This window comes from Micromonospora sp. CNB394 (genome assembly GCF_000374985.1).
Lineage (GTDB): Bacteria > Actinomycetota > Actinomycetes > Mycobacteriales > Micromonosporaceae > Micromonospora > Micromonospora marina.
Window position 1 is genome coordinate 126,677 of record NZ_KB895838.1, and the last position, 10,097, is coordinate 136,773.

Consider the following 10,097-nt stretch of genomic DNA (forward strand, 5'->3'; position numbering starts at 1 on the left):
GGTCGAGGCAACCCGGTCATCATGCCTGACAATTATGGTTACCGATTGATTCGGACACATTACCGTCAGTTCACCTCCCGTGTCTTGACCCGGGAAGCCTTCCGCCGTACCGGATTTCCGGTACGGCGGAAGACTAGCGCTGAGCTTCGGGTCAGCGGGGGGCGGGCGGCCGCAGCGCGATCGCCCGGAGGAAGATCTCACCGATCTTGCTGGGATCGGTGGTGACGAAGGCGCCGCCGCCGGTGACCTTGGTGATGGACTCCAACTCGGCCCGGTTCACCTCGGTCCCGATGCCGATGATGATGACCTGGACCGGCTGCTCGTCGTCCTTCAGCTTGTTCAGCCGGTCCAGCAGCGCCTTCTGCGAGATGCCGTCGTCGTCCTCGTTCTTGCCGTCGGTGAACAGCACGATCGAGTTGACCTTGCCCGGCTCCCAATCCTGCTGCACCTTCTGGTACGCCGCGAGCACCGTGTCGTACAGGCCGGTGTTGCCGTTGGAGGGCTTGATCGAGGCCAGGCCGCGCTGGAGCGAACCACGGTTGCTGGACAGAGGCTTTATCCCGACCAGCTCGCTCCAGTCCTGCGAGCCCTGGAGGTTGGTGGAGAACGTCCAGAGGCCGATCGACCACGAGTCGTCGAACAGCCCGAGGCCCTGGCTCGCGGCGGCGACGGTGACCTGCTCCCGGCTGGCGCCGTTGGCGGTCGCGACCGGCTTCTTCATCGAGCCGGAGACGTCGATGACGCAGAGCATCCGGCCCGACTGGGTGGCCACCGACCAGGTCGTGGTGGCGGTCGAGATGGCGCCGGGGTCGAGGTCGGCGGCGCCGCCCTGACCCGACGGCGGCACCTGGCTCGCGCCGCCGTTGGCCGGGCTCGGCGCGCCGGTCGGGGCCTGGAAACCCTGACCCCAGTTGCCGTCCGGCGCGCGCAGCGCCTGCGAGGCGAGCCGGTCCTTGAAGCCCGGCGTACGCAGCACCTCGAAGAGGACACGAGCGGCGGAGGCCTTGGTCGGCTCGATGCCGGGCAGCACCGCGAACGGGTAGTCCAGCGGGATCGGCGCCGGTTCCAGGTAGAGCGCGGCGAGCCGGATCGGCGGCTTGGTGCTGTTGTAGGCGATCACGTCCTCCTCGGACAGCGCCGCCGCCCCCAGCCCGTTGGCGATCGCCGTCGGGTCGGACGAGCGCGGAAACCGCGCGAGCAGGTCCTGCCGCAGGGAGGAACGGTTGGTCGCCAGCGCACGCAGCGCACCGACCATCGCCTCCTGCGCCTTCGGCGAGCCGGCCTCGCCGGTGGAGCTGGCCGCCGCCGTCAGCGACAGCAGACCGGACAGACCGGCCGCGTCCTGGGTCGGCTCGACGATCCCGGCCCGCAGCGGCTTGCTGGCGGTGACCTGGGTCAGCAGGTCGGACCAGCGGAGTTCCTTGTCCGGCCACCCGATGCGCGAGGCCACCGGCTCGGGCAGCGCCACCACGACCGGGCTGCGCGCGATCGAGGCGCCGTTGGTCGGGGCGAACGCGCTGGCCCCGCCGCTCTTGAGCCGGACCAGCCAGGTCGAGGAGTCCGGCACCCAGACGTCGGGCGTGACGGCGGTGCCGCTGGCCTGCCCGACGCCGGCGAGCGTGGCGCCGTGCTTGCTCGCCACCGCGGCGGCCACCTCGACCGGCTCGGACGAGGAGACGTTCACCGCGATGCAGGTTCCGCCCACCGCCGCGCCGTCGGAGACCCACTGGTCCGCGGCGGCGCGCACCGCGGGGGCGATCTCCGGGGCGGTCGCCACCGACAGCTCGATCCGGCCCGAACAGTTCGGGCCGGCCAGCTGTCGGTAGCCGAACCAGGAGCCGGCCACGACGGCGACCAGAGCGGTCGCGACAGCGGCGGCACCTGCTCCACGGAGGTGGGAACGCATGCGATGGCGGCCAGACACGGTGACCATCTTGCGTACCTCGTGGGGTTACCACCACAACCGTTCGGACGAAAGTTACGCAGCAGAAACAGTTGATCGCCTAACCCGTACGCTAAGTTGCCAGTCAGTCATCTTTGGTGATGGCAATCCACTTAGGACTATCGATCGGTGACCGTCCGGTCACGGCCTGACGCACGTCGGACTCGGCACCGGCACCGGCTCCCCCACCGGCTCCGGCACCCCGCCGTCCGGCTCCACCCGGAAGATCCTGATCATGTCGGCCCGCTCGTCGGCCACGTACAGGTGCGCACCGGCGAACGCGAAGTGCCGGGGCCACTCGCCGCCGGTGTCGACCTCGGCCACCAGCTCCGGCGTGGGGCCGTCGAGGGCGAAGACCGCGATCGTGCCCACCCCGCGGTTGCCCACGTAGAGGAAACGGCCGCCGGGCCCGACGGCCACCTCGGAAGGCTGGACGTGCCCGGCCCGGCCGCTGGCGTCGACACGCGTCGACTGCCGCGGGCCGTCCGGCGTCAGCTCGTACGCGGTCACCGTGGCGTCCAGCTCGCCGACGAGCCAGCAGCGCCGCCCGTCCGGGTGCCGGGCCAGGTGCCGGGGCCCGGTCCCGGGTGCCGTCCGCAGCCGCGGCTCCCGCTCGGTGAGCCGCCCGGTGGACGCGTCGACCTCGTACCGGTGGACCGAGTCGGTGCCCAGGTCGACAGCGAGCAGCCCGCCACCGGCCGGATCGGGCGAGACCATGTGGCAGTGCGCGTGCTCCTGCCGCCGCGGGTCGGCCCCGTGCCCGGAGTGCCGGACCAGGTCGGCGCGCTCCCCGGGCACGCCGTCGGCGTCCAGGCCGAACACCGCCACGCTGCCGCCGCCGTAGTTCGCCACGAACAGGTGCCGCCCGTCCGGGGCGACCGCCAGGTGGCACGGCTCCGCGCCACCTGTCTCGCGGACGCCCAGCGGCGCGAGGCCGCCGTCCGGGGCCACCCGGAACGCACTCACCAGCCCGTCGGGCAGCTCGTTGCACCCGTACAGCACCGGCAGCGCCGGATGCCGCACCAGAAACGACGGCGACGGGGTGACCGCCACGACGCCCAGCGGGGTCAGTTCCCCGGTCGCCCGGTCCCGCCGGGCCGCCACGACGCCCTCGGCCCGTCCGCCCGTCTCCGCCGTGTAGCCGCCGATGTGGACGATCTCGTCCTGCCCGGTCACCGCTCCCACCTCTCGTCGATCCTGACTGCGATCCAACCAGAGGCTTCCCGGTGGCGCGCCCGGTCAGCCCCACGAGACCCGACGGATCGGGCGCGCGGGTGTTCAGCCCACCGGCACCGGCTCGCCGCGCTGGCGCGCCACGTGCTCCACGAGCGAGATCAGCACCAGCTTGCCGGACTGCCGGTCGCGGGCGTCGCAGAGCACGAGCGGGACGTCCGGGTCCAGGTCCAGAGCGTCGCGGACCGCCTCCAGCCCGAACCGGCGGGAACCCTCGAAGCAGTTGACACCCACCACGAACGGGATGCCCCGCTGCTCGAAGTAGTCGATCGAGGGGAAACAGTCGGCCAGCCGCCGGGTGTCGGCGAGCACCACCGCACCGAGCGCGCCGAACGCCAGTTCGTCCCAGAGGAACCAGAACCGGTCCTGGCCCGGGGTGCCGAACAGGTAGACCTGGAGGTCGTCGTTGATGGTGATCCGGCCGAAGTCCATCGCCACCGTCGTCGTCGTCTTCTGCTCGACGCCGGAGACGTCGTCGGTGCCGAGCCCGGCCCCGGTCAGGACCTCCTCGGTCTGCAACGGCCGGACCTCACTCAACGCGCTGACCAGCGTCGTCTTTCCGGCGCCGAAGCCACCGGCGATGAGGATCTTCAAGGCCAGCGGCACCTGCGGCGCCCCCGGCTCCCGGTCATAGCGCACGGAGTCCACTGACCACCGCCTTGAGGATGTTGTCGTCGGGCAGGTACGCGGTGGCCGGTGGCCGGTGCACCGCGACGAGCCCATGGGCGAGAAGGTCGCCGAGCAGCACCCGGACCACGCCCACGGCGAGGTCCAGGTCGGCGGCGAGGTCGGCCACGGCCTTCGGCCGCCGGGCCAGCTCGATCAGGCGGCGGTGCTCCGGCTGGAGACCGGGCGTCCCGGCCGGTTCCACGCCGGGGGTGGCGAGCACGAACGCCAGCAGGTCGAAGCCGTCGACGGGTGAGCGCACCCGGCCGCCGGTGAGCGTGTAGGGGCGCACCACCGGTCCGGCGTCGGCGTCCAGCCACTCGTGCTGGGGCCCCGGCGACTCAGCGCGCATCGGTCCGCTCCCCCGCCACCCGGCTCGGCACGGCCAGGTTCTCCCCGACCCGGATGACGAGCATCGCCATCTCGTACGCCACCAGGCCGATGTCGGCGTCGGCGTCACTCGCCACAGCCAGGCAGGCGCCCTGGCCGGCGGCGGTCACGAACAGGTAGGCCGACTCCATCTCCACCACCGTCTGGCGGACCGCGCCGCCGCTCAGGTGCCGGGTCGCGCCCTTGGCCAGCCCGGAGAAGCCGGACGCCAGCGCGCAGAGGTGTTCCGCGTCGGTGCGGTCCTGGTCGGTGGAGGCGCCGAGCAGGAGCCCGTCCGCCGAGAGCACCACCGCCTGGCGGGCGGCGGGGACACGCTCCACCAGGTCGTCGAGCAGCCAGTCGAGATCGGCGTTCTGCCGCGTCGTGTGCACCACTAGGCGTCCCTCTCAGTCGCGGTTCGTTTGGTCCGGCGCCGCCGGGGCGGGCTCCCCGGCCGGCCCCGCGGCGGTGGCCGGCGTACCGGTGTCACGCGGCCCGGTGGCAGGGGTGGCCGGATCGGTCCCGGCGGCGCGCGAACCGTCCCGGCGTCCGCGCGCGGTGCCGGCCTGCAACGCGGACATGGCCCGGCGGGCCTCCTCCGGGGTGCGGTGGGCCGGGGTGTCGGCGACCGCCGCGCGGGGACGCGCGGTCACGCCGCGGCGGCGGATCCGGCGGGGCAGGCCGTCGCCGTCGGCGGGTGGTTCCACAGTCGAGGCTCGCGCCGCCTGTAACGGGACCACCGTGTTCTCCGACCGGTCCCGGCCCGGCCGGGTCGGCCGCCCCGGCCGGGGCATGGTGGTCAGCCGGGTCACCTTGGCCAGGCGCCGCCGTTCCGGCTCGGCGGAGGCGTCCGCGCCCACCGGCGGCTCGTCGGTGATCAGTTCCGACGGTACGAGCACCGCGGCGACGATGCCGGCCGGGCGGGACGGCCGCAGCTCCACCCGTACGCCGTGCCGGGCGGCCAGACGCGCCACCACGAACAGGCCCAGCCGGGCGCTGCCGGCCGGGTCGAACTCCGGCGGCTCGGCCAGCTTGCGGTTGGCCTCGGCCAGGGCCGGCGCGGACATGCCCAGCCCCCGGTCGGTGATCTCGATGGTGTAGCCGCCCGGGACACTCCGGCCGGCGACGTCCACCCGGGTACCGGGCGGGGAGAACGCGGTCGCGTTCTCGATCAGCTCGGCGAGCAGGTGGATCACGTCGCCGACGGCCCGGCCCAGCACCCCGGCCGGCGCCACCTCGCCCACGTCGACCCGGTCGTACGCCTCGACCTCGGAGATCGCGCCGCGCATCACGTCGACGGCGGCGACCGGGCGGCGCCAGCCCCGGCCGGGCGCGGCCCCGGCGAGGATGACCAGATCCTCGGCGTGCCGCCGCAGCCGCGTCGCCAGGTGGTCGACCTGGAACAGCCCGGCCAGCTCGTCCGGGTCCTCGGTACGCCGTTCCAGCCGGTCCAGCAGCGCCAGCTGCCGGTGCACCAGCCCCTGGCTGCGGCGGGCGAGGTTGAGGATCACCTCGTTGAAGCCCCGGCGCAGCGTGACCTCGTCGACGGCCGCGCGCACAGCGGTCCGGCGCACCTCGTTGAAGGCGCGCGCCACCTGGCCGATCTCGTCGCCGCCGAGGTCCAGCTCGGGCGCCTCCCGGGCGACGTCGACCTCCTCGCCCCGGCGCAGCCGCGCGACGACGTCGGGCAGCCGGCGCTCGGCCACCTCGGTCGCGGCGGCGCGCACGCCGGTCAGCCGTTGCGCCAGCGACCGACCGACCCGCAACGCCACCAGCACGCACACCACGATCGCGATCAGGCCCAGCACACCGGCGGCGGCGAGCTGGACGAGGATCCGGGTGGCCATCGGCACCGACCGCTCGGCGAGGGCGTCCGCGCCGCGCAGCTCGAAGTCGCGCAGGCTCTGCCAGACCTCGGCGTGACCGGTGTCCCACGCCCGCATGTCGAACCGGGCGGGCAGCGCGGGCGAGCGGATCAGGCTGTCCTGGAGCGCGCGCAGCTGGAGGAACCCGGCACCCTCGGTCATCCGTTGGTACGCGGTCCGCTCCACGGGCGGCAGGTCGGCGACCGCGATCTCGGCCAGGAAGCGCTGGTTCTCGACGGTGCGCACCAGTTGCTCGTGCTCGCCGTCGGCGTACCGGCCGGCGGTGACGGCGCCGGCCAGCAGCGCGTCGGCCTGGCCGAGCAGTTCCCGGGAGCGGCCCAGCGCGGTGAGCGCCGTCGCCTCCCGGTTGAGCTGCGCGTCGGGCAGCGCGGCCATGGCGCCGAACGCCTGGAACGCGGAGGCGACGATCCCGCTGTAGAGCCCGACGGCGCCGGCCCGGTCGACCTTCCGGTCGTCGATGAAGGCCCGCCCGGCGGGCAGCGCGTCGAGCGCCGAGACCAGTTGGTCGAGCCGGTCGTCGAGCTGGGCGTCGGCGACGTCGCGCAGGTCGCCGCCGCCGACCTTGCGGCGCAGCTCGACGATCGCGTCGTCGGTGCGTACCCGTTGTTCGGTCAGCTCGGGGAGGGCGCGGTCCCCGGCGAGCTGGACCACCGACAGCCGGCGCTCCCGTTGCAGCTCCGTCACCACCGCCTCGCCCGGGCGGCCCAGGTCGTAGAGGAGGGTACGCGCGGAGAGCAGGTCGAGCGCGGGCCCGAAGGTGAGCGTGGTGGCGAAGATCCACAGCGCCAGCAGCCCGGTCACCGGGCCGATGACCAGCGCGGTCAGCTTGGCGCGGATCGGCCAGTCACGGGTGTTCAATCAGACCTCGCCCGGGAAGGTGTCGCTCGGTGGCGCCGGCAGCGGCCGTACGTTCGCCGGCCACGACGCCGGGCCCCGGCCCGGACGCCTTGGGCAGGATACGTAATCCGGGGCGGATGCACTACCGGCCGTCTCGGCTCTCACTACGGTCCGAGACGGGCAGGAGGGCCTCAGCCGGACATCGGCCGGGCACCGGACGGCGGCCGCCGCGGTGCGCCTTTTCCCGCCCGGGGCGGAAAGTGCCGCACAACGGGATTGGCGATCACCCGCGCGAGGGAATACCAGCGTGCGAAGGAGGAGCCATGTCGTCCACCCAGGTAGTCGTCATAGTCATCGTCGTCGCCGTCATCGCCGCGCTCGTCGCGGTCGCCGTGGTCGCCAGCCGCCGCCGGGCGCTTCGGGAGCGCTTCGGCCCCGAGTACGACCGGGTCGTCGCCGAGCAGGACAGCCGCAGTGCCGCCGAGCGGGAGCTGCGGGAACGCGAGCGCCGGCACGCCGAGCTGGAGCTGACCCCGCTGAGCCCGGAGTCCCGGGCCCGCTACGCCGCCGCCTGGGAGGAACTCCAGGTGCGCTTCGTCGACTCCCCCGCGGAGACCGTCGGCGAGGCCGACGAGCTGGTGAGCCGCCTGATCGCCGAGCGCGGATACCCCACCGGGGACTTCTCGGACCAGATCGCCCACCTCTCCGTCGAGCACGCCCGCACGCTCACCCACTACCGCGACGCCCACGAGATCCGGCAGCGCAACGAGCGCGGTGAGGCCGGCACCGAGGACCTCCGGCAGGCGCTCGTGCACTACCGGGCCCTCTTCGCCGACCTGCTCGGTGCGGACCCGGTCGCCCCGCAGCAGCCGGAACAGCGCCACCCCGAGCACGACCACGACGTCCCGAGCCGCTGAGGAGGCCGCCGCCATGCGCCACGAGGAACAGCAGGTCACGCAGGACCACCCCGAGGCCGTCCGGTCCGCACCGGTGCCGGTGCCGCAACCGGGTGAGCACACCGACCCCGGCCGGCGCGACGGCGACCGGGCCGACGACGACGGGCGTCGCCCGTTCCACGAGCCGGCGCCGCTGCCGACGGCCTTCGGGGCGGCCACGGTGGGCGACGCGGTCGCCGCCTCGGCCCTGGCGAGCGGTCGTCCGCAGGACGAGCGGGACGCGCGCGACGAGGACACCGCGGCACCGGGCGACGGCGCGCCGGGCCGCACCGACCCGCTGGACGACGAGCGGGCCGACCCGACGGCCGGGGACCGCCTGCACGACCGCGACCGCTGGGACGCCGAGCACACCGCGGCCACCGGCGACGGAGACGGCGTCGTCCGGGACGAAACGGCGGCCGACGGCGCGGTCGGGTACGGCAGCGCCGAGCCGGGCCTGGTCGATCCGGACGCCGAGCCCGTTCCCGCCGCCGACGACACCGAGCGGCGGCACGACCGGGTCGATCCGGACACCCCCACCGCGGCGGCGGGCGCGGCAGCCGCCGCGGTGGCCGGCACCACGCTGGGCGGGGCGGACCGGCCGACGCCCGGCGCGGTACCGGCCGACGCGGCGACGCTGTTCGCGCCGGACGCCGCCCAGGGTTTCCGGGACCGCTGGCGCGACGTGCAGCTGCGCTTCGTGGACGACCCGCGCGCCGCGGTCGGCGAGGCGGAGTCGCTGGTCGAGGAGGCGATCGAGGCGCTCGCCACGGCCCTGCGCGAGCAGCGCACCCGGCTCGGCGCCTGGCAGGAGTCCGGCTCCTCCGACACCGAGCAGCTCCGGGTCGCGGTGCGCGGCTACCGCGACTTCCTGGACCGCGTGCTGGGCCGCTGACGCCCCCGCGACGAAGCCCCGGCCGGTGACCCGACCGGGGCTTCCGCACGCCCGGAACCCGGAACCGAGCAGCGGGTATGGAACCTCGCGATCGGGGTACGAGCGGGCAGCGGTGCACACGAGGGGAGCACGGGCACGGGCGACGGCGGCCTGCGGTGAACATGACGCCCTGGACTATCTGATCCTGGCGCTCTACTTCGTCACGGTGCTCGGCGTCGGTTTGGCCGCGCGGCGCGCGCTGCTCAACGCGATCAGCTTCGCGGTCGCGCAGGTGCTCACCGCGGATGCTGCGGCGGCAGCGGCTGCGCCCGACCGAGGCGCCGAAGCCGCAGCGCGACGAGTCCTGACGCCCCTCTCCGCCCGCATGGCGCGGCCCGCACCGGGTACGCGACTCGGATCACGCCAAGGGACAGGAGGGCAGCAGCATGACCGATCGTGACCGCGGTGGCGAGCGGCCGCTGGAGGAGACCCCCGAGGTGGCTGCGGCGGTGGACGACGACAGCACGGTGCCCCAGTTGCGCAACGCCGGCACCGACCCGGACGACCCCGTCTTCACCGAGCCCGACGGCCCGGTGCCCGACACCGGGTCGCCGAACCTCATCGGTGACCCGTACGCGGCCGGGACCGGCGCGACCGGCACCGGCACCGGCGCCGCCCCGGACGACATCCGCACCGGCGCCGAGCAGCCCTGGGAACCGGAGGACCTGGTGCAGGCCCGGGGGCAGGACGTGACGCCGGAGAACCTGGAGCGGGCCCGCCGCGACCTGGCCGAGCTGGGCCGGGCGGCGATCGAGCGCACCGTTCCCTGACACCGGAACGGCCGAGGGCCCCTGGCCGACGTGGGCGTCGACCAGGGGCCCGGGGAACCCGCGCGGCGGTGCCTCACTCCCGCCGCCGCGGGTGGTCCGCACCGCGGCTCAGGAGAGCGCCGGGTAGGCGTTCTGCATGAGCTGCTGGAACTGGGCCGGGAACCAGGCACCGGAGATCGGCGCGTCCGGCAGGGCGCCGGACATGCTGTTGCCGTTGCGGGCGTTACCGGTGTACGTCGGGTCGCACATCCGGTCGAAGCCCTTGCCCTCGTTGTTCGGGATCTCCTTGCTGGAGCCGTCCGACTCACCCGGAGGCTTCACCCAGACGTAGGCGTCGATCCCCGGCTCCGGGTTGGCCCGCGGCCGCTCGCCGAGACCCGCGCCGGCCTGGTTGCACCAGTTGCCGGCGTGGATCCGGCGGTCGACCCGGCCGCCGTTGACGTACGCGTCCACGCTGGTCATCGGGCCCGGACCGGTCGGCCGGGCGGCGCCGCCCCACCCGTTGCGGGAGGTGTCGATCAGCAT

Annotated in this window: 10 protein-coding genes; 3 read left to right on the top strand and 7 right to left on the bottom strand. The window is 74.3% G+C overall.

Going from position 1 to position 10,097, the window contains the following annotated elements; genetic code table 11:
- Window positions 1–151: 151 nt before the first annotated feature.
- The 6 genes from C569_RS0117190 to C569_RS30475 all read right to left on the bottom strand — a co-directional run bounded on the left by C569_RS0117190 (window position 152) and on the right by C569_RS30475 (window position 6,954).
- Window positions 152–1,906: a substrate-binding domain-containing protein gene (locus C569_RS0117190; RefSeq protein ID WP_026268277.1), complete on the bottom strand. Its 1,755-nt coding sequence runs from the start codon at window positions 1,904–1,906 to the stop codon at window positions 152–154.
- A gap of 177 nt (window positions 1,907–2,083) precedes the next feature.
- On the bottom strand, window positions 2,084–3,118 hold the full coding sequence (locus tag C569_RS0117195) for a lactonase family protein (protein ID WP_018787016.1): 1,035 nt from the start codon (window positions 3,116–3,118) through the stop codon (window positions 2,084–2,086).
- 102 nt (window positions 3,119–3,220) lie between these two features.
- Window positions 3,221–3,823 (bottom strand): ATP/GTP-binding protein, encoded by a 603-nt coding sequence (locus tag C569_RS0117200; RefSeq protein WP_018787017.1) that lies wholly within the window; start codon window positions 3,821–3,823, stop codon window positions 3,221–3,223.
- Window positions 3,804–4,193, bottom strand: a complete 390-nt coding sequence (locus C569_RS0117205; protein WP_018787018.1) for a DUF742 domain-containing protein — start codon at window positions 4,191–4,193, stop codon at window positions 3,804–3,806. The genes C569_RS0117200 and C569_RS0117205 overlap by 20 nt, the downstream gene beginning before the upstream one ends.
- A complete protein-coding gene (locus C569_RS0117210) occupies window positions 4,183–4,605 on the bottom strand; it encodes a roadblock/LC7 domain-containing protein (protein ID WP_018787019.1) in 423 nt (140 codons plus the stop codon). Before C569_RS0117210 ends, C569_RS0117205 begins: the two co-directional genes overlap by 11 nt.
- Before the next feature lie 12 nt (window positions 4,606–4,617).
- Window positions 4,618–6,954, bottom strand: a complete 2,337-nt coding sequence (locus C569_RS30475; protein WP_018787020.1) for a nitrate- and nitrite sensing domain-containing protein — start codon at window positions 6,952–6,954, stop codon at window positions 4,618–4,620.
- A 302-nt stretch (window positions 6,955–7,256) separates the two neighbouring features.
- On the opposite strand from C569_RS30475, the gene C569_RS0117220 reads away from it, so the two are divergent.
- From C569_RS0117220 to C569_RS0117230, 3 genes are all read left to right on the top strand, one after another.
- Window positions 7,257–7,850 (top strand): hypothetical protein, encoded by a 594-nt coding sequence (locus C569_RS0117220; protein WP_018787021.1) that lies wholly within the window; start codon window positions 7,257–7,259, stop codon window positions 7,848–7,850.
- A gap of 13 nt (window positions 7,851–7,863) precedes the next feature.
- The gene (locus C569_RS0117225; RefSeq protein WP_018787022.1) at window positions 7,864–8,763 is read left to right on the top strand and encodes a hypothetical protein; all 900 of its coding nucleotides are present in this window, start codon (window positions 7,864–7,866) and stop codon (window positions 8,761–8,763) included.
- Between the two features lie 425 nt (window positions 8,764–9,188).
- Entirely contained in the window at window positions 9,189–9,572 is a 384-nt protein-coding gene (locus tag C569_RS0117230) for a hypothetical protein (protein ID WP_018787023.1), read from the top strand.
- Between the two features lie 108 nt (window positions 9,573–9,680).
- Here C569_RS0117230 and C569_RS0117235 read toward each other — a convergent pair.
- Window positions 9,681–10,097 (bottom strand): glycoside hydrolase family 6 protein (locus C569_RS0117235; RefSeq protein WP_018787024.1); only part of this gene is annotated, 417 nt, incomplete at its 5' end.